Source organism: Methylobacterium sp. J-076 (assembly GCF_022829405.1).
Taxonomy (GTDB): Bacteria; Pseudomonadota; Alphaproteobacteria; order Rhizobiales; family Beijerinckiaceae; genus Methylobacterium.
Genome location: NZ_JAKSXW010000130.1, coordinates 155232 through 173588, shown reverse-complemented (window position 1 = coordinate 173588; position 18357 = coordinate 155232). Strand labels below are relative to the sequence as shown.

The 18357-nt window shown below is 72.1% G+C and carries 18 protein-coding genes; 7 read left to right on the top strand and 11 right to left on the bottom strand.

Annotation, left to right across the window (positions count from 1 at the left end; translation table 11 throughout):
* Window positions 1–59: 59 nt before the first annotated feature.
* Window positions 60–1610 (bottom strand): GMC family oxidoreductase, encoded by a 1551-nt coding sequence (locus MKK53_RS14855; protein WP_243929464.1) that lies wholly within the window; start codon window positions 1608–1610, stop codon window positions 60–62.
* Window positions 1607–3025, bottom strand: a complete 1419-nt coding sequence (locus tag MKK53_RS14850) for an alpha/beta hydrolase (protein ID WP_243929463.1) — start codon at window positions 3023–3025, stop codon at window positions 1607–1609. Before MKK53_RS14850 ends, MKK53_RS14855 begins: the two co-directional genes overlap by 4 nt.
* 73 nt (window positions 3026–3098) lie before the next feature.
* Here MKK53_RS14850 and MKK53_RS14845 point away from each other — a divergent pair, with 73 nt between their 5' ends.
* Window positions 3099–3872 carry a GNAT family N-acetyltransferase gene (locus MKK53_RS14845; RefSeq protein WP_243929462.1) on the top strand — a complete coding sequence of 258 codons (774 nt, stop codon included), beginning with the start codon at window positions 3099–3101 and terminating at the stop codon, window positions 3870–3872.
* Between the two features lie 97 nt (window positions 3873–3969).
* Here MKK53_RS14845 and xseA read toward each other — a convergent pair whose 3' ends face one another.
* Complete coding sequence (gene xseA / locus MKK53_RS14840) at window positions 3970–5601, bottom strand: exodeoxyribonuclease VII large subunit (protein ID WP_243929461.1); 1632 nt, start codon at window positions 5599–5601, stop codon at window positions 3970–3972.
* A gap of 117 nt (window positions 5602–5718) precedes the next feature.
* On the opposite strand from xseA, the gene MKK53_RS14835 reads away from it, so the two are divergent.
* A complete protein-coding gene (locus MKK53_RS14835; protein ID WP_243929460.1) occupies window positions 5719–5940 on the top strand; it encodes a hypothetical protein in 222 nt (73 codons plus the stop codon).
* 100 nt (window positions 5941–6040) lie between these two features.
* Here MKK53_RS14835 and MKK53_RS14830 read toward each other — a convergent pair whose 3' ends face one another.
* Complete coding sequence (locus MKK53_RS14830) at window positions 6041–7687, bottom strand: AMP-binding protein (protein WP_243929459.1); 1647 nt, start codon at window positions 7685–7687, stop codon at window positions 6041–6043.
* 225 nt (window positions 7688–7912) lie between these two features.
* Between MKK53_RS14830 and MKK53_RS14825 the strand changes: the two genes are divergently transcribed.
* Window positions 7913–8452, top strand: a complete 540-nt coding sequence (locus tag MKK53_RS14825) for a phasin family protein (RefSeq protein ID WP_243929458.1) — start codon at window positions 7913–7915, stop codon at window positions 8450–8452.
* Between the two features lie 5 nt (window positions 8453–8457).
* Entirely contained in the window at window positions 8458–9384 is a 927-nt protein-coding gene (locus tag MKK53_RS14820) for an alpha/beta fold hydrolase (protein WP_243929457.1), read from the top strand.
* A gap of 554 nt (window positions 9385–9938) precedes the next feature.
* On the opposite strand, the gene MKK53_RS14815 is transcribed toward MKK53_RS14820, so the two are convergent.
* From MKK53_RS14815 to MKK53_RS14800, 4 genes are all read right to left on the bottom strand, one after another.
* A complete protein-coding gene (locus MKK53_RS14815; RefSeq protein ID WP_243929456.1) occupies window positions 9939–11018 on the bottom strand; it encodes an HlyD family secretion protein in 1080 nt (359 codons plus the stop codon).
* Entirely contained in the window at window positions 11018–11212 is a 195-nt protein-coding gene (locus MKK53_RS14810; RefSeq protein WP_243929455.1) for a DUF1656 domain-containing protein, read from the bottom strand. The genes MKK53_RS14815 and MKK53_RS14810 overlap by 1 nt, the downstream gene beginning before the upstream one ends.
* A 24-nt stretch (window positions 11213–11236) precedes the next feature.
* A complete protein-coding gene (locus MKK53_RS14805; protein WP_243929454.1) occupies window positions 11237–13255 on the bottom strand; it encodes an FUSC family protein in 2019 nt (672 codons plus the stop codon).
* 134 nt (window positions 13256–13389) lie between these two features.
* Window positions 13390–13674 carry a hypothetical protein gene (locus MKK53_RS14800; protein ID WP_243929453.1) on the bottom strand — a complete coding sequence of 95 codons (285 nt, stop codon included), beginning with the start codon at window positions 13672–13674 and terminating at the stop codon, window positions 13390–13392.
* Window positions 13675–13896: 222 nt separating this feature from the next.
* On the opposite strand from MKK53_RS14800, the gene MKK53_RS14795 reads away from it, so the two are divergent.
* A complete protein-coding gene (locus MKK53_RS14795; RefSeq protein WP_243929452.1) occupies window positions 13897–14532 on the top strand; it encodes a glutathione S-transferase N-terminal domain-containing protein in 636 nt (211 codons plus the stop codon).
* Between the two features lie 81 nt (window positions 14533–14613).
* On the opposite strand, the gene MKK53_RS14790 is transcribed toward MKK53_RS14795, so the two are convergent.
* The gene (locus tag MKK53_RS14790; protein WP_243929533.1) at window positions 14614–15075 is read right to left on the bottom strand and encodes a DUF2147 domain-containing protein; all 462 of its coding nucleotides are present in this window, start codon (window positions 15073–15075) and stop codon (window positions 14614–14616) included.
* 327 nt (window positions 15076–15402) lie between these two features.
* Between MKK53_RS14790 and ndk the strand changes: the two genes are divergently transcribed.
* The gene (ndk, locus tag MKK53_RS14785) at window positions 15403–15825 is read left to right on the top strand and encodes a nucleoside-diphosphate kinase (protein ID WP_243929451.1); all 423 of its coding nucleotides are present in this window, start codon (window positions 15403–15405) and stop codon (window positions 15823–15825) included.
* 163 nt (window positions 15826–15988) lie between these two features.
* On the top strand, window positions 15989–16351 hold the full coding sequence (locus MKK53_RS14780; RefSeq protein ID WP_243929450.1) for a hypothetical protein: 363 nt from the start codon (window positions 15989–15991) through the stop codon (window positions 16349–16351).
* A 172-nt stretch (window positions 16352–16523) separates the two neighbouring features.
* Here the strand turns inward: MKK53_RS14780 and purN are convergent, their stop codons facing one another.
* Window positions 16524–17174 (bottom strand): phosphoribosylglycinamide formyltransferase, encoded by a 651-nt coding sequence (gene purN, locus MKK53_RS14775; RefSeq protein WP_243929449.1) that lies wholly within the window; start codon window positions 17172–17174, stop codon window positions 16524–16526.
* Window positions 17174–18238: a phosphoribosylformylglycinamidine cyclo-ligase gene (gene purM, locus MKK53_RS14770; RefSeq protein WP_243929448.1), complete on the bottom strand. Its 1065-nt coding sequence runs from the start codon at window positions 18236–18238 to the stop codon at window positions 17174–17176. Before purM ends, purN begins: the two co-directional genes overlap by 1 nt.
* Between the last annotated feature and the right edge of the window lie 119 nt (window positions 18239–18357).

Below are 18357 nucleotides of genomic sequence, written 5' to 3'. Positions count from 1 at the left end.
TTCTCGTCGGCCCCCCACGCCAGGGCGGGGAGCGGGCGCCTCGCCGAACCGAGCGCGGCTTACCGTCCCTCGGCCAGGAACCGATCCACCGTGCGCAGCGCCAGCGCCATGATCGTCAGGGCCGGGTTCGCGGCTAGCGAACTCGGGAAAGTCGAGCCGTCGCTGATCCACAGATTGTCGATCTCGAAGCTCTTCCCGAACGGATCGACGACCGCGGTGTCGCCATCCCGGCCCATCCGGCAGGTGCCGATGGTGTGGGCGACGCGCTCCATCACCCAGATATCGTCGGCGCCGGCCGCCTCCCAGATGTTGCGCATCACTTTGGTGGCGTGGGCGTTCAGGCGCTCCTCGTTGTCGCTGTAGCCGAAATCGATGCGTGCCTTGCGGATCCCGCGGGCATCGACCTCGTCGGACAGGGTGAGGACGTTGTCATCCCGGGGCAGCGTCTCGCCGTTGATGCCGATCCCCGCGAGGTGATTGTAGCGGCCGAGATAGTCGAGCAGGGGTTGCCCCCACAGCCCGCGGCCCCGGGCTACGGCGTTGCCGAAGGTCACCGGCACCACGCCGAGGCTCTGGATGAGGTAGCCGCCGGCGAAATCCGCGTCCTTCGGCCGGATGAAATCCTCGGTGATGAGCGAGGAGGGGTAGCCGCGGTTCATCCGCACCTCGTGGTCGAAGGTGCCCCAGACCTGCGTCGCCACATGGCCCATGTAGTTGCGGCCGACCTGCCCGCTGCCGTTGGCGAGGCCGAGATGCAGCAGGAGGCGCGGGGTTTCCACCGCGCCGGCGCAGAGGAACACCGCCCGGCAGCGCTGGCGCCTCTCGCGGCCCCCGTGGGAATACACCACCGCCGCGATGCGCCCGTCACCGCCACGCTCCAGGCCATGGACGAAACTCTCGGCCCGGATCTCGGCCCCGTGCGAGACCGCGAGCGGAAGGTAGGTGACGTCCATGCTGGTCTTGGCGCCGTTCCGGCAGCCCTGGTGGCAGAAGCCGCAATTAATGCAGCCGTGCCGGAGGGGGCCGCCCTCGGAGGTGTAGTCCCGGGAGACCACCGCGGCCGGCGCGTCCGCCGCGCGGATCCCCAGGCGGTCGCAGGCATCCGCCATCAGGTCGGCCGGGCCGTTGCGCAGCACGGGGGGGAGGGGATAGCGGCGGGTCTCGTCCCAGGGATAGCGCCCGGGGCCGGAGACGCCGATGTAGCCCTCGACCTGCGCGTAGTACGGCACGAGTTCGTCATGGCTCAGGGGCCAGTCCGCGCCCTGGCCGGTCTCGGTGTGCAGGCGCATGTCCCGGGCGTCGGCCCGGGGAACGAAGGCGCCCCAATGGAGGGTCGAACCGCCGACGCCGGTGCCGCTGTTGTTGGCGCCGAAGGCCTCCAGGGTGGAGCCGCCGCTCAGCCGCTCCTCGGTCCAATAGATCTCGTCGGCCAGCGTCTCGTCGAAGGCGAAGCGCGACGGGGTGAAGTTCGGCCCGGCTTCGAGGGCCACCACCCGGAGGCCGGCGGCGGCGAGGCGGGCCAGCAGGGGCGCGCCCCCGGCGCCGGTGCCGACCACCACCGCATCGACGGTGTCGTCCTCGGAATACGTCCGCATCGCGTCGAGGTTCATCGTGCGGATTCCCCGGTGCGGGGCTCCCAAGGTTCGGGTGAATCGAGGCCGGTCTTCACGAAGCCCGGCAATCCGCTGGCGATGGGCGCGGCGCTGTCGCCGCCCGCGCCGATCCCCGAAAAACCGATCCGGGCCAGCCCTGCCGGATGGGCGAGGTGGAGGCGGATCGCGTCGCCGCGCACATCCTCGAACCAGAACTTCATCTGCCCGGCATCGAGGCGCCCGCCGAGGGCGGCCGGCACCGTCAGCTCGCCGTCCTGCGCCAGCGTCAGCAACGCGTCCTGCTCCGCGGCGCCGAGGGCGAGGAACGGACGTTCCTGCGCGGCCCGGGCCGCCGCATCCAGGGTGCGCAGGGCCGCGCGGTAGGCGTCCCGGTCCGGCGGCAGGGCGACGAAGCGCCATCCATCGCCCTGGCCGGCGGCGAGGCGCGCATCGACCCGGGCGGCGAAATCGAGGCCGGGCGCCGGTAGCACCCTGGCGAAGACCGCCCGCAGGATCGCCAGTTCCACGGCGTCGAGGGCCGCGGGTGCGTAGGCGGGATCGTCCGGCTCGGCGCGCTCGGCCAGGGCGTGGCGCAGGCGGGAATTCACCCGGTCGGACGCGATGAGGTCCGCATAGGCCGGCGGGACGGGAAGCCCGGCGGGGGCGTCCGCCCGCATTTCCGCGGATTCGGCGATGAGGCGGGCCAGCTCCTCCGGCTTTTCGAGGGGCAGAAGGTGCGCCACCCCCTCGACGGTGACGAGACGGCCGTTGGCGAGGTGGGGCATCGTCAGCGCGGCCTGCGCGTCGGGGCCGAGATCGGCATCCTCCGCGCCCGCGATGACCAGGGCGGGGAGCCGCAGCACTCCGACATGCCGGGCCCGGTCCTCCGCCGCGCCCGATTCGAGCCATGCGCGCCAGGCCGCAGGTTCGGCCCGCAGCACGTCCGCCACGGCCGTCTCCTCCAGCGCCTGCGGAAGGTCGGCGGCGGCGTTCGCCCGCACGAAGGCCCTGGCCTCGCGCCGCCGGGTTTCGGGGTCGGCCCCGATCCACGCGAGCATGTGGCTGCGGCGGTCCTCGGGGATCGGCTCGGGGCTCGGCGGCGAGCCGGAGACCAGCACCACGCCGCTCAGCCCCTTCAGGCGCGCATCGCCGTCCTCGGCGCGGCGGGCGAGGGTGAGGGCGACCTTCGCCCCCATGCTGTGCCCGACGAGGCGGAACGGGCCGGGCGAGTCCGCCGCGATGGCGGCGCTCACCCGGTCGGCCATGGCATCGACGGAATAGCCCGTGTCGCCCTTCGCGTCCCCGAAGCCCGGCAGGTCGAGGGGCACGATGCGCACCGCCCCGCCGAGGGCCGGGACGAGGGCGTCCCAGGTACGGGCGCTGCCGCCCAGGAAATGGAGGCAGAACAGAGTTTCAGGGGGATGGCCGGTCATCGGCCGGACATCGCGCGAACTTGACACAGTTCAAGCCGGTGCGACATCGCAGGGCGTCGATGCGGAGCGGCCGTTGAGCACCGGAGATGCCCTAAACTGGCAGGTCGAAGAGGCCTGCCTCAATGCGTGGCCGAGCCCGCGCCACGTCCTCGTCCACGGCTACCTGCTCCGTGCGGCGGGCGGCCCGTCGAAGCGCATCAACTCCTGCAACCCCATGCGCGGCGCGGGCGACCCCGAGGCCGCGATCCCCGCCTGCGAGGCGATCTATGCCACGCTCGGGCAGCGGCCGATCTTCCGGGTACCCGACATCGCGGCGCAGATGCGCGAAGGTCTCGAACGGCGGGGCTACCGGGCCATCGGCGAGACGCGCACCCTGTACCGCCCCTTCGATGGCCTGCAGGTGACGGAGGATGCGGAGGTGACCGTCGCGGAGACACCCTCCACGGACTGGCTCGCCCTGCGCGACGCCGTCAGCGGCCACGACCCGGCCACCGCCCGGGCCTTCCGCACGGTGACGGGGGCGATCGCGCTGCCCTGCGCCTACGCCTCGGTCTCCGTCCCGGGCGGCCTCGGCGCCATCGCCTTCGGCGTGCGGGACGGGGGCCTCCTCGTCATCGAATCGGTGGCGGTGCCCGCGCCCCTGCGCGGCCGGGGTCTCGCCCGCCGGGCGGTCACGGCCCTGATGGGCTGGGGCGCGGCAACGGGGGCGAGGGGCGTCTGCCTGCAGGTCGAGGCCGGCAATTCCCCCGCCATCGCCCTCTACGCCCGCCTCGGCTTCGCGCGGGAGCTGTACCGGTACCATTACCGCGTGCGGGACGAGGCCTCCCCCGCTCCGGGCGCTTACTGAACCGCCGCCGCCCCCGTGGGCGAGCGACGCGCTCCAGGGGTGCGGGACGCCACCGGATCGCCTCGTCCGGCGCGCGGTGACGGCGTGAGGGCCGCCCCTAGGAGTCGAACAGGGTCTTCTCCGGCAGGGGCGCCGCCTTGGCACGGGGGCGCTTCACCGGCCGGTCCCCCTTCACGGGCAAAGCCTCCACAGTCCCGTCGGCGAATTGCAGGCTGAGGCGGGCGGCGCCCTCGGCCTCCTCGGCCCGGCGCAGGGGGCGGCCGTCGCCGTCGCGGACCAGGGCGAAGCCCCGGTCCAGCACGGCCCGGTAGCTGAGGCTGCCGAGCAGGCCGGCGAGGGCCTGCAGCCGGTCGTGGCGGCGCTCGATGCCGCGCGTGCCCGCCTGGGCGAGCCGGGAGGTGAGGGCGGCGAGGCGGTCGCGGCGCCGGGCCTCGACGGCGCGGGCGCGCTCCAGCCCGGCGCCCTTCGCGAGCACGAGACGCCGGCCGAGTTCCCCGACGTGATCCTGCCTCCGGCGCAGATCGACGGCGAGCGCCCGGGCGGCGCGGTCGTCGATCCGGTCGAGCCGGGCCCGGGCGTTGGCGAGGGCGAGCTCCGGCGAGCGCCGCACGAGCCGGTCGAGGAGGGATTGCAGCCGCACCCGGTGGCGGGCCGCCCCCGCGGCCAAGGCCGGGGCGAGCCGCGCCTCCGCGAGGTCGAGCCGTTGGCGCTTGGCCGCCAGCAGCATGTCGGGGCCGGGCATGGCGCGGACGAGGCCGCGCAGGTCGGCCCGGTCGCGCTCGACCCGGCGGCGGACGGCGCCGCCGCCCCGGGCGGCCAGCTCGGCCACGGTGGCGATCAGGTCGGCGCGCACCGGCACGGCCATCTCGGCGGCGCCGGTCGGCGTCGGCGCCCGGCGGTCGGAGACGTGGTCGATCAGCGTCGTGTCGGTCTCGTGGCCCACGGCCGAGATCAGCGGGATGGCGCTCTCGAAGGCGGCGCGGACGACGCATTCCTCGTTGAACGCCCACAGGTCCTCGATCGACCCGCCGCCGCGGGCGACGATCAGCAGGTCGGGGCGGGGGATCGGGCCGCCGGGCGCGAGGGCGTTGAAGCCGCGGATGGCGGCGGCGACCTCCTCGGCGGCGCCGTCGCCCTGCACCCGCACCGGCCACACCAGGACCGGCCGGGGGAACCTGTCCTGCAGCCGGTGCAGGATGTCGCGGATCACCGCGCCGGTCGGCGAGGTGACGACCCCGACGACCCGCGGCAGGAACGGGATCGGCTTGCGGTGCTCGGGGAGGAACAGGCCCTCGGCGGCGAGCTGCTTCCGGCGCTCCTCCAGCAGCGCCATCCAGGCGCCGATGCCGGCGGGCTCCAGGCTGTCGATGACGATCTGGTAGGAGGACTTGCCGGCGAAGGTCGTGATCCGCCCGGTGGCGATGACCTCCAGCCCCTCCTGCGGCTTCTGCCGCAGCCGTCCGTAGACGCCCTTCCACACCACCGCGTCAATGCGCGCCTGCCCGTCCTTCAACGAGAAATAGGCGTGCCCGGAGCCGTGGACGCCCCGGAAGCCGGAGATCTCGCCCCGCAGGCGGACATGGCCGAACCGCTCTTCGAGGGTCTGCTTCAGGGCCGCGGCGAGGTCGCCCACCGACCATTCGGGCTGGTTGCCGGCGAGCACGGCGGCGGGCGGGACGTCGGTCGAAGGGGGGGGCGCTTTGGCGCGGGGAGGGGGGACCAGGGGCATCGGCGCGACGCTAGGCGGCCCGTGGGCCCCGGTAAAGTGCGGCGAGGCGGCCGGGGCTGAAACCGGGGGCGGCATCGCCGCGTACTCACCGCAACGAGAGGAACGGGAGGATACGCCGTGAACGTCTTTATCGCCGTGGTTCTGGTCTGCGCGAACACCGTCGCCCAGGAGGCCTGCACCGATACCGAGGCCCTGGAAGTCCGCAAGGTCCGCGTCGCCAACGAACTCGGCTGCGCCACCGGATGGCAGGAGATCATCGCCCGCACCGACCTGCGCGAGGATATCGGCAAGTCCGCCTACCTGAAGACGGAATGCCGCCGGGTGAAGCAGCCGGACTGAGCCGCTCCGCCCTCGCCATGGCACGCGCAGCGCGTGAAGGCAGCGCGGCGCTTCCGAACGTCCCGCCCCCAGCGTTCCTCCGGTCGCGATGGCGGCGAGGCTATGCCAGCTCCCTCGCCCGATCCCGCAACACGAACTTCTGGATCTTGCCCGTCGAGGTCTTCGGCAGGGGGCCGCACACGACGGTCTTGGGCACCTTGAAGCGGGCCATGTGCTCCCGGCAGAAGGCGATGACCTCGTCCTGGCTCGGCACGTCCGCCCCCGGCTTCGTCTCGAGGAAGGCGCAGGGCGTCTCGCCCCAGGTGGCGTCGGGGCGGGAGACCACCGCGGCGAACATCACCGCGGGGTGGCGCATCAGCACCTCCTCCACCTCCAGGCTGGAGATGTTCTCGCCGCCGGAGATGATGATGTCCTTCGACCGATCCTTGATCTCCACCGCGCCGTCCGGGTGCCAGACGCCGAGGTCGCCCGTGGCGTACCATCCGTCGGCCAAGGTCCGCCCGGTGGCGTCCGGGTTGCCGAGATACCCCTTCATGATCGTGTTGCCCCGCAGGCGGATCTCGCCGATCCGGCTGCCGTCCTGCGGCACGGGCTCGCCGGTCTCCGGGTCGGTGACGGTCACCGCGTCCAGGGTCGCCAGGGCCACGCCCTGGCGGGCCATGCGCTGGTAGCGTGCCTCGTCGCTCAGCGCGGCCCAGTCCGGCTGGGCGAGGCAGGCGGTGGCCGGGCCGTAGCTCTCCGTCGCGCCGTAGAGATGGGTGATGCGGAAGCCCATCTCCTCCATGGTGCGGATGATCGTGGAGGAGGGCGCCGCGCCGCCGACCGCCACGCGCACGGCCTGCGGGAAGCTCCGGCGCTCCTGGGGGGCCGCGTGGGCGATCATCGACAGCACGATGGGCGCGCCGCACAGATGCGTCACCCGGTGCTCGGCGATCAGCCGGAAGATCTCCCCCGGCTCGACCTTGCGCAGGCAGACCTGCGTCGCCCCCGCCGCCACGCAGGCCCAGGGGTAGGACCAGCCGCTGCAATGGAACATCGGCAGGGTCCAGAGATACGCGCTCTCCCCCGACAGGCCGAAGGTCACCGCATTGCCCAGGGCCTGCAGGTAGGCGCCCCGGTGGCTGTAGACCGCCCCCTTCGGATCCCCGGTGGTCCCCGAGGTGTAGAGCAGGCACAGCGACTGCCACTCGTCCCCGGGGCCGGTCCAGGCATGGGCCGGATCGCCGTCCGCGATCAGCCCCTCGTAGGGGAGGGACCCGGCGATGCCGCCGTCGCCGATGGCGACCACGAGGGGCGGCTCGGCCATCTCCCCGAGGGCGCGGGCGGCGAGGCCGGCATGGGCCGCCTCCACGATCAGCACCTGCGCGCCGCCGTGGCGCAGGGAGAAGGCGATGGTGGCGGGGTCGAGGCGGGTGTTCAGCGGGTTGAGGACGGCGCCGAGCATCGGCACGGCGAAATGCGCCTCCACCATCTCGGGACTGTTCGAGGCCAGGATGGCCACCGTGTCGAGGCGCCCGACACCGCGGGCGGAGAGGGAGGAGGCGACGCGGCGGCAGCGGTCGTAGAGGGAGGCGTAGGTGATGCGGCGCTCGCCGTCGATCACCGCGATCCGGGCGCCGAAGGCCGACGCCCCCCGGGCGAGGAAGCTCACCGGCGTCAGCGGCACGTAGTTCGCCGCGCGCTTCTCGAGCCCGGCCTCGAAGCGATGCGCGGCGCCGCCCTCGGGCGGGGTCTCGGTGTCCGGCATGGCGGGCCCTCTCGGTCAGGCGGTGGGCGTGGCGTTCGCCCCTGTCGATCATGATTTCCCGGCGCGCGGCGCTGTCAATCGCCGGAGGCTGACACTTCGGCGCCGCTGCCGCCCGGTGACGAAGCCCGACCTCCCGTCACTGCGGCCCGGTTGACGCAGTCCCCATCGATGGCAGATGCCTCGGTGCCGGCCCGGAACCGGTTTCGTCTCACACGGGAGCCGACGGTGAACAACGACACTCTGCCCGCCGTCCAGGAGGCCGCCCGGCGCGAGATAGCCGAAGGCGCCGTCGCCAAGGCGCGGGACGCCTATGAACGCTACGCCCATGCCGGCGAGCAGGCGCTCAACGCCATCGAGGTCTCCATGGCGCAGGCCTTCGAGGGCTGGCGGCAGGTGACGGGCGCCACCCGCGAGGCGGCCACGCAGCTCATGGACAGCAACGTCACCGGCGCCCGCAAGGCGCGGGAGCAGTGGGAGGCGGCGGGGGCGCGCCTCTACAACGCCTTCGAGGACAACGCGAGCCAGATGCTCTCGGCCATGCGCGAGATCGGCCACCGGATGCTTGTGGCCTCGGACACGAACGTGCGCGCATCCCTGGACTTCGCCGAGAAGCTCGCCGCCGCCTCCGACCCGCGGGAGATGCTCCAGCTCCAGGTGACCTTCCTGCAGGACCAGTCGCAGCGGATCACCGACCAGGTGGTGGACCTGCACAAGACCACGACGCGCCTCGCGCGGGAGGCCGCCACCCGCGCCGAATCGCAGTGAGCGGGATGGCCGACCCGGCGCCCCGCGGCACGCGGCCCCTGCGGCTCGACGAGCTGAGCGAGGCCGACGTGCCGTTCCGGACCGGGCATTTCCTCGCCTACGCCCCGAAGGACTTCCACCGCATCGCCTACGTCGATTGGGGCGATGTGGATGCGAGCCGCGTGGTCGTCTGCGTCCACGGGCTCAGCCGCCAGGGGCGCGATTTCGACCCGCTCGCCTACGCCCTCGCCAAGATGGGCTACCGGGTGGTCTGCCCGGACCTTCCGGGGCGCGGCCTCTCGGGCTGGCTGCGCGACCCCGAGCTCTACGGCCTGCCGCAATACGCCGCCGACATGGCGGGGCTCATCGCCCATCTCGGCATCGAGACCGAGATCGACTGGATCGGCACCTCCCTCGGGGGGCTGACCGGCATGGTGCTCGCCTCCGCGCAGGACACGCCCATCCGCCGGCTGATCATCAACGACATCGGGCCGTTCCTGCCCTGGGCGCCGGTCCGGCATATCGGGGACCGGCTGCGCGACGCCCCGCGGCTGCACCACAACCTCGCCTCCGGCGAATCGCGCCTGCGGATCGTCCTCGGCTCCTTCGGGCCGCTCACCGACGAGCAGTGGCGCCATATCGCCGTCCACAGCTTCTTCCCCGAACCCGCGGGAGGCTGGCGCCCGCACTACGACCCGGCCATCGGCCAGGCGTTCCGGCCGGGCCGGGTCTACAGCGTGAGCATGTGGCGGGACTGGGACGCCATCACCTGCCCGGTGCTGATGCTGCGCGGCGCGCAGTCCGACCTGCTGCTGCCGGAGACCGCCGACGAGATGATGCGCCGGGGGCCGCGAACCTACCGCGTCGAGATCCCCGATTGCGGCCACGCCCCCGCGCTCCTCGACCCGGGCCAGATCCGCATCGTGACGGACTGGATGGGGCCGGCGACCTGACGGAGCCCAGCCGGACATCCCGCCACGGCAAAGCCGTGCGGGCTGGTCGTCCGTAGTGCTGACCGAAGCCGAGGCGGGGCGGCTGAGATGGGGCGTCTCGCATGTTCGAAGTCGTGCCTGGAAGGCCGCTTCCATGCCCCTGGGGCCGCACCCGTCCGGTTATCCGTCGAGTGGCCGCTAGGTTACGGGCCGAACGGTCCCGCGCCCATCGTGGCGGCGTCCTGCTGAGGTGGAGTCATGCCTGTCTCCTTCAGCCCGTTGCGAGTAATCGGCTGGCCGCCCTCACTATCAGTAGGGTGCCGGGTGGCCCGTGCCCGCATTTGCGAAGCACATTGAGAGACTGCGCCCGTATTTCGGACCCGTCAACTCGAAAAATGAAGCCGCCTTCGCTTTCGAAGCAGGGGGCAACGCGATCGGTCTGTTCCACAGGCCGGGGAATGACTTCGTGCCGGCGATCATTTAGCCCGCGATTGAACCGCGCGTGGCGTGCGCCGGCACGAGCCCGTCCAGGCAGTGGACCCGATAGAAAGGGGCGCCCGCCCGTCGCACGCCCCTCAGCGCCGGTCGGCTTCGACCGTCGTGGTGGGGCCGCCGGTCCAGCGGTCGCGCAGATCCATGAACCAGGCGGGGGGCGGCGCGCGCCCGTCGCCCACCACCACCGTCGCGGTCATCCCCGCCACCAGGGGCACCTCCGGCGGCACCTTGTCGATCTTGATGCGGACGGGCACGCGCTGCGCCAGCCGCACCCAGGTGTAGACGGGGTTGACGCTCGGCAGGCCCTGGGTGCTCGGGGCGGCGTTGTCCGTGGAGATGCCGAGGGTGATGCTGGCGACGGTGCCGCTGAGGTGGGGCGCATACCCCATCAGCGAGATGTCGGCGGTGGCGCCGACGTGGATGTTGGGCATCTTCGTCTCCTCGAAGTAGCCGTCGATCCAGTAGGAATCGGTATCCACGATGCTGACGTTCGAGGTCCCGCTCCGGGCGTAGTCCCCCACCCGCATCAGCAGGTTTGTGACACGGCCGTTGACCGTGGAGCGGACCTTCGTGCGCTCGAGGTTGACCTTGGCCTGCCTCAGCTGGGCCTGCGCGCCCTCCAGCGCCGCCGACGCGATCTTGGCGTTGCCGGCGTAGATCTGCTTCTCCTCGATCGAGGTCGAGACGGTGGAAAGCGCCTCGCGGCGGGCGGCCTGGGCGCTCTTGACCGAGAGGTCCGCCTCCCGGTTCTTCACCTCGGCGTCGGCGGAGGTGACCGACACCTCGAAGTCGACCGGGTCGATCACGTAGAGGATGTCGCCCTTCTTCACGTTCTGGTTGTCTCGGGCCCGCACCTCGACGATCTGCCCGGAGACCTGCGGCGCGAGGTTGGCGACCTGTACGCGCACGCGCCCGTCCCGGGTCCAGGGCGCCTCCACATAGAATTGCCAGACGAAGGCCGCCGCGACGAAGGAGACGAGCAGGATCAGCCCCGTCGCGGCGAGGCGGAACACCTTCGCGGCCCGGCCGCGGCCGGTGGCACGTGTGAACCGGACATGGGTGGCGGGCGGATCGACGGGGGGCGGGTCCGAGCGGCCGCTCTCCGAATCCTGGGGCGCGACCTTCTTGGGGTCGTCCTCGTCGGCGGTGGTCTGCGGCATCAGGTCAGGGCGATCAGGAGGGCGAGGACACAGACGAAGATCCCCGCCTCGGCGAGGGGGGCATTCGCGACGTAGCGGCTGAAGCGGATGCGGGCGAACACGAGACGCAGCACGATCAGCACCGCGAAGGCGATCAGGGCGTACCCCACGAAGGAGGAGACAAATACCCCGCCGAAGTGGAGATCCTGATGCATGGGTCCGTGGTGCCGGCTAGAAACTCAGAATGGCGCGATGTCGAGCCGCTGTAGAAAGCGTCTATGGCCCGCAATGGTTCGGGCTGCACTGACGAGATCGCTCGCGGCACGGGCGCCGAGCAGCCGGACGCTGCGTTCGTGGCTTCCGGCTGCCCGGACGACGGCGCGTGCGGCGTTCTCCAACCCGCGGTCGTCCCCCTGCGCGAGGGCGTTGCGGGCGTCCGGGATCACGCCCCGCAGGGGCGCGACCTGCCACAGGGACCGCAGCTCCGCATGGGCGCGGGCCGCCGCCGCCTCCAGCCGGGCGAGGGCGAAGGCGTGGGACAGGTTCGCCCGGCGCACCGCGCCGCTGCCGGAGCTGTAGCCCGCGAACTGGAACAGGCGGTCGGCATTCAGGCTGGTGCGGGTGGTGGCGTCGCCGCCCTCGCCGAGGAGGGCGTCGGCGAGCGACCGTTTGGCTGAGTCGAGGGCGAACACCCGCTGCTGCGCCGGGCTCACCGGGAGCACGATCCGCACCACCACGCTGAGGATCACCGCCGCCACCATGACGAGGAACGCGTTCAGGAGGAAGGTCAGGGCGTCGTAGGTCTGCGGGTTCGATGGCCCGAGCAGGACGGGGAAGAAGACGATCAGGATGAAGCCGATCCCGAAGGTCTTGGGGTTCAGGGACAGGAAGCAGCCGAAATAGATCACCGGCGCCATGGCGATCGCGAGCATCGGAAAGCCCTGGGCGTCGTTCAGCAGGCCGAACCGCGCGATGCCCGCGAAGGTCGCGGCCATGGCCATGCCGATGAGCACGCCGTTGGCGAACTTCTTGGGGTCCGGGGTCACGGAGGAGAGGGCCGCCGTCGAGGCCACCTGCACCAGGGCGAAGGAGGCCTGGGGGAGGCCGAGGGCGACGAAGGCCGCAGCCGTGACGGCGAACCCGATCATCACCCGCAAGGCCCCGCGCAGGGCGACGGGGAAATCCCGGTGGGTCGGCAGGCGCGCGTCGCGCAGGGGCTCGTGCCCGTCGGCCAGGGCCTTCAGGCCGTCCTGGGCGAAGGTGGCGGCGCAGGCGAAATCGAGGGCCCGCTGCAGCACCACGATCTCGTCCAGGGGGCGGTCCCTGTCGCGGATCGCGGCATCGACCAGCTCGCGCAGCCGCTCGTCCTCCGCGTCGAGGCTCCGCGCGTCCTGGCCGGCGGCGATGCGGCGGCAGATCGCGAGCGCCTCCTGCACGGCCGGGGAGGGCCGGCGCAGATGCGCGGCCGCCGCCGCCACCGTGCGGATCGCCGCGGCCATGGCGTAGAGCGCGGCCATGCAGCTGCGTGCCCCGGCGGCCCGGTAGGGCCCGTCATCGAGTTCCCCGGCGATGGCGCTCGCGTCGGCGCGCATGGGCGCGATCTGTCGGATCAGCGCCGCCGTGCGGGAGACGCCGAGATCCCCCTTCGCCAGCGATTCGCGGGCGTAGGCAAGGGTCGCGCTCCAAGCATCGGTCATGGTGGGCAGCAGGGAGCGCCACGTGCTCGGGGAGGCGAGGGCGTCGTTGATGAAGGTGATCGACACGATGCCGAGGACGATCACCGCCACCCGGGCGGTGGCCGAGTCGAACGTGTCCTGCGGCGTATCGATCTGCGCCAGGGCGACGATGGCGACGGTGTAGCCCGACAGCATCGCCCCGTAGGCCCGGGTGTCCTGAAGGTACTGCGCCACGAACACGCAGAGGCCGAGCCAGACGGATACGGAGACGAGGAGCAGCACCCTGTCCTGCCCGAACAGGGCGATCAGCACGATGGACGCCACGGCGCCGATCAGGGTGCCGACGAGGCGGTACACCGCCTTCGAGAGGGCCTGCCCGCGCTTCGGCTGGGCGAGGATCGCCACGCAGGTGGCGGCCGAGGACGCGCTGTCGAGCTGGAGCCAGAACGCCACGCCGAGGGCGAGCATCATCGCGATCCAGATGCGGGTGGCGAAGGCCCAGGCGGCGGGCTTGGGCACCCACGCATCGGCGAAGTCGATCACCCGTTCGAGGCGGGATCTCTCGGAGGCCGCGTCAGCCATGGGCCGGCGCGGCCACGCCATGAAGGCGGGCGCTCATCGCTTCTCCACCGGATGCGGTACGATCGGAAAAGCCAAACGCGCCTGCGGCACCGCAGTTCACCGATGCGGCGATGCGGGATGACGGCGCCGGGTCGTCAGGCCTTGTCGCCGCCCTTCAGGCGCTTGTTGCACTTGCTCCAGTACTGCGGCCACTTCGGCCCCTGCGCCGTCTTCTGCGCATCGGTGAGCGCGCGCCACTCGCCGCCGCACGTCTTCTGGCGGTCCCTTGCAGCGGTCTGCCCGGCGCTCGGGGCCTTGGCGGCGGGTGCCGGGGTCGCGGCAGGCGCGGCGGGGGCGGGGGCCGCGTCCTTGGCGAGGGCCGCCGGGGCGGCGGCGAGGGTCAGGGCCAGAACGGAGGCCCGGAGCAAACGAACGATCATCGTGGCGTCCTCAGGTTGCCGCCTTGGGCCGGCGGCGGTGAAAACGAGGCACGGGTTCCGGCCAAGGTCGAGCCCGAACCGCCCGCGTCGCGGCACCGTCCCGTCACGAACACGTGAGACTCCCACGCCAAGCGGCTTGAGCGGGCGGCCGAAATCGTCTTCACTCCGCAGGACGCGAAGACCGGGGTGGACCGCCGGTGTCGGTCCGAGGAGAATCGTGTGATGGCAGCGGTCAGCGCCCGGCCGATCGACGTGCACACCTGGAGCACGCCGAACGGTTGGAAGGTCCCGATCATGCTGGAGGAGTGCGGGCTGCCCTACAGGGTCATGCCCGTGAACATCGCCAAGAACGAGCAGTTCGCGGCGGATTTCCTGACGATCTCGCCCAACAACAAGATCCCGGCCATCGTCGATCCCGACGGCCCCGGGGGCCAGCCGATCTCGATCTTCGAGTCGGGGGCCATCCTCCAGTATCTCGGCCGCAAGACGGGCCAGCTCTACCCCACCGACGAGCGGGCGCGGGTGGTGGTGGACGAATGGCTGTTCTGGCAGGTGGCGGGCTTCGGCCCGATGCTCGGGCAGACGCACCACTTCAAGATCTACGCGTCCGAGAAGGTGCCCTACGCCATCGACCGGTTCACCACGGAGGCGCGGCGGCTCTACGGCGTGCTGGAGCGCCGGCTGGAGGGCCGCGAGTACATCGCGGACACCTACTCCATCGCCGACATCGCCACGGTGACCTGGGCCAAGCTCAACTTCAAGCAGGGCGTCGAGATCGCCACCCTGCCGAACGTCGCCCGCTGGCTGGAGCGGGTGCTGGCGAGGCCCGCCGTGCAGCGGGGCCTCGCCGCGATCTGAGGGGCCGGGCCGGTTCGAGGGCCCTAGCCGACCGCCCCGAACCCGTCCCGGCGCGGGGGGCGGCGGGGCGGGGGCCGGGCGTCAGTTCTTGTTCGCCTGCTGGTTCACCCCCGGCACGCGGGTCCAGGTCTGCGAGCCGCAGAGGATCTTCAGCAGGCAACCCGAGACGCTGAGTTCGGACTCGCTCTCGCGCTCCATGCTCACGTCGTAGGTCTTGCCCTCCTCGACATTGTAGATCTGCCCCGAGAACTTGTCCTCCTCCGGCTTCAGGCTGTCGATGAGCTGGAGGCCGATCACCGGGCGGGCGCGCTTCTTGGGATCGGGGTTCTTGATGTCGGTGCGCGGGGCACCGGCGTCGGTGGTCGCCACCTTCAGCCACACCACCTTGCCGCAGACGAAATGCTGGTTGGCGCCGCAACGGTCGATCTGGATCTTGGCGCGGCCGTCGCCGGTCAGCCACGTCCCCGACGGGTCCTTCGGCATCTCGGCCTGGGCGGCGGTGAGGCCGGCGAGGACGAAGGCGGGGCTGAGGGCGATGCGCAGGATCGGCTTCATGGACAGCTCCGGTTGAATGGTCCGGCGGCGATGCCGGACCCGATGCGGCGATGAGGCCCCCGCAATCGGGCGATTTTCCGGCGGTGTTGCGGCACCGCCACGTTTCCCCGGTTTTCCCACGCCGCCCCCGTCCGGTAGCGGCCCGGGTTGAGGCAGGGGGAGCGCAAGGCTATAAGCCCGCCGCCCAAGGGATTTCGCGAGAGACGCGTTTTTGCGGAGACTTTGGGCCGCGGAGCGATGCGGACACGGTTCGTGCGCCCGATCCACGCCCGACTTTCCGCCCAGCCCGATTTCCCGACAGAAAGACGACGGACCATGGCCACCGAGCGCACCTTCTCGATCCTCAAGCCCGATGCGACCCGCCGCAACGTCACCGGGGCGGTCAACGCCCTGATCGAGGGCGCGGGCCTGCGCATCGTCGGCCAGCGCCGCATCCAGATGACCAAGGCCCAGGCCGAGAAGTTCTACGAGGTCCACAAGGAGCGTCCGTTCTACGGCGAGCTCGTGGAGTTCATGACCTCGGGCCCCGTCGTGGTGCAGGTGCTGGAAGGCGAGAACGCCGTCGCCAAGTACCGTGAGGTGATGGGCGCCACCAACCCGGCCCAGGCCGCCGAGGGCACCATCCGCAAGCAGTTCGCCGAGTCCGTCGGCGAGAACACCGTCCACGGCTCCGACAGCCAGGAGAACGCGCAGCTCGAGATCGCGCAGTTCTTCAAGGATTCCGACATCACCGCCTGAGGCGACGGTGGCCGGCGGGGCACACAGCCCCGCCGGCTCGCCCCCGCAACGGGGCCGCCGGCATGAAGACCGCAGGGTGTGTCCGCCCCGTCATTGACGGCGCGGAGCGCCGGGGCGACCAGGGAACCCGGTCAAACACCTTGAGCCCTGGGACCACGATACGATGACGACCCGCCTCCGCCTGCTGATCGCGACCGGCCTCCTCGCCCTCGGCGCCACCGCCGCCCTCGCGAGCGGGTCCTCGGCACCCTTCGAGCAGTACCAGCCCGACCCGGCCCTCAAGACCGCGTCGAAGACCAACCTCGAAGGCCGCGTGCGCCACGCCTGCGCCGTCGTCCAGGCCCGCATCACCAGCGCCCCCGAAGCCTCCCTCGACCGCCCCTGCGGCTGCTACGCCAAGCAGACCCTCCGCAGCCTCGACGAGTCCGAGCTCGACGCCTACCGCGCCACCGGCTACTTCAACGACAGCGCCCGCGCCAAGGCCCTCTCGGCCCTCGACGCCTGCAAGCTGCAGCGCCCGGTCTGATTTCCCGCGCCGTCACGGCGAGCGCCAGCGAAGCAACCTAGGCATCCGCCACGGTCGGAAGCGTCCGTGGATGGCTTCGTTTCGCTCGTCATGACGGAGAGGGACGCCGAGCCCTGCAGAGAGCCCGCCCCGCCTGCCACTCCCGAGGTCGGGAGGGGAAGGGGCCGGCTCCCTACAGGCTGAACAGCACGCCCTCGGACGGGACGGCGTCGATCACCACGCGGCCGGCGTCGAGGCGGGCCTTGCCGCCCGCCACCAGGGCGAGGGCTGCCGGGTAGAGGCGGCGTTCCTGCACGATGACCCGCGCGGCGAGGCTGTCGGGGTCGTCGCCCTGGCGCACCGGCACCGCCGCCTGGGCGACGATGGGGCCGGCATCGAGCTCGGGCACCACGAAATGCACCGTGCAGCCGTGCAGGCGCACGCCCGCCGCCAGGGCCTGGGCGTGGGTGTGCGTGCCCTTGAACAGCGGCAGCAGGGACGGGTGGATGTTCAGCATCCGCCCGGCCCATCCCTCCACGAACCCGTCGGTCAGGATCCGCATGAAGCCGGCGAGGCAGACCAGCTCGGCGCCGGCCTCGCGGAGTGCCGCGTCGATGGCCGCATCGAAGGTCGCGCGGTCGGGATAGGACCGGTGGTCGAGGGCCTTCGTCGGGATGCCCGCGGCCGCCGCCCGGGACAGTCCCTCGGCCCCGGAGTCGTTCGACAGGACGAGGACGATCTCCGCCGGGAAGGCCGGATCGCGGGCGGCCTCGACCAGGGCGACCATGTTCGACCCGCGGCCGGAAATGAGGATCGCGACGCGGACCTTGGCCGGCACCGCCATCAGAGCTTCAGGCTGCCCGTGAAGGTCACCGGCTCGGCGCCCCGGGCGGTGATCCGCCCGAGCCGCACCGGCGCCTCGCCCGCCGCGGTCAACGCCTGCGCGACCGCATCGTCGGAGCCGGCGGCGGCCACCACCACCATGCCGATCCCGCAATTGAAGGTGCGCAGCATCTCGGCCTGCGCGACGCCGCCCTCCCGGGCGAGCCAGCCGAAGACCGGCGGCGGGGTCAGCGCGCCGAGATCGACCTCGATGCCGATGTCGTCGGGAAGGACGCGGGGGAGATTGTCGGGGAAGCCGCCGCCGGTGATGTGGGCCAGCGCCCGGATGCCGTCGGTGGCGCGGAGCGCCGCGAGGAGGGGCTTCACGTAGATCCGCGTGGGCTCCAGCAGGGCGTCGCCGAGGCTGCGGGCGGGATCGAAGGGCGCGGGCGCATCCCAGCCGAGGCCGGTGCGGGCCACGATCCGCCGCACCAGCGAGTAGCCGTTGGAATGGACGCCGGAGGAGCGCAGCCCGAACACCACGTCGCCGGGGGCGATCCCGGGTTTCGGCAGCAGCGTGCCGCGCTCGGCCGCGCCCACCGAGAAGCCGGCGAGGTCGTAATCCGACCCGTCGTAGAGGCCCGGCATCTCGGCGGTCTCCCCGCCGATCAGCGCGCAGCCCGCCTGCCGGCAGCCCTCGGCGATGCCGCGGACGATGTCGGCGCCGACGCCGGGGACGAGCTTGCCGGTGGCATAGTAGTCGAGGAAGAACAGGGGCTCGGCGCCCTGCACCACGAGGTCGTTCACGCACATCGCCACGAGGTCGATGCCGATCGTGTCGTGCCGGCCGGTCTCGATGGCGATCTTCACCTTCGTGCCGACGCCGTCGTTGGCCGCCACGAGGATCGGATCGCGGAAGCCCGCGGCCTTCAGGTCGAACAGGCCGCCGAAGCCGCCGATCTCCGCATCGGCCCCGGGCCGGCGTGTCGAGCGCACCAGGGGCTTGATCGTCTCCACCATGGCGTTGCCGGCGTCGATGTCGACGCCCGCCTGCGCGTAGGTGAGGCCCTTCTCGTCCGCCGTCATGCCAGCGCCATCCCGAACTGATTGCGGCACCGCTCTAGCGGGTCGCGGCCCGTCGCGCGAGTCGCCCCTGATATGCCGGCGCCGGGAGACTTGACCTGCGCGGGCCGAGTCCCGACCCT